Annotated in this window: 1 protein-coding gene; it reads right to left on the reverse strand. The window is 61.2% G+C overall.

Annotation, left to right across the window (positions count from 1 at the left end):
• Window positions 1-32: 32 nt before the first annotated feature.
• Window positions 33-497, reverse strand: a complete 465-nt coding sequence (locus ACE04F_RS00530; RefSeq protein WP_018610122.1) for a DUF3859 domain-containing protein — start codon at window positions 495-497, stop codon at window positions 33-35.
• Window positions 498-637 lie beyond the last annotated feature (140 nt).

Genomic DNA, 637 nt, shown 5'->3' on the forward strand with positions numbered 1-637 from the left:
CTCCCACATTTTTGATCTGCGCAAATGAAGGTTCAGCGCACGACAAACCGCTGCTGCGTCAGCAACCGATCACCCTGGAACACCATGAATCGCCACTCCCCCGGCACCACTTCGTGGCTTTCAGTGAATTCGTAGGCCATCACATCCTGCGGCGCGCCAGGCACCAGCTTCTGGATGACTTCGAATTTGTCATGACGCACGCCATCGGGGGTACGGATGCCCGGGGTGAAATACAACAGGGTCAACGGCTGGTCATCCGCGACCTTGCCGGCCAGCTGGTAGCGCATGCCAAACTTGGTGCCCAGCTTTGCCGGTACGCTCTCGGTCTGGCGGATCTGCTCATTGCTGCGCCGCAGGACCCGCTCGCCCGATTGCAATTCGGCTTGCGGCCCTTCGAAGACACCGTATTCCACCGGACCTTCGACACGAACTTCGGCCTGTGCCAGGCCGCAGGTCAACAACAGCGCGACCAGTGCGCTTGAACGGGTGAGATGCATAGTGCGCTCCTTGATTGAGATGAGCGCGAGGGTATGACGCGGGAGTGACAGGCTGATGACAAAGCGATGTTCGCCATGCCACCGATAGCCCAGGGATTGGCAGACCTGTGGGGGGGGGGGGGGGGGGGGCTGGGCTACGC

Source organism: Pseudomonas sp. AGC41 (assembly GCF_057334555.1).

What these genes read in the sequence shown, in the direction of transcription:
- ACE04F_RS00530 (WP_018610122.1), bottom strand. Translation starts at nt 497, where the DNA reads ATGCATCTCACCCGTTCAAGCGCACTGGTCGCGCTGTTGTTGACCTGC.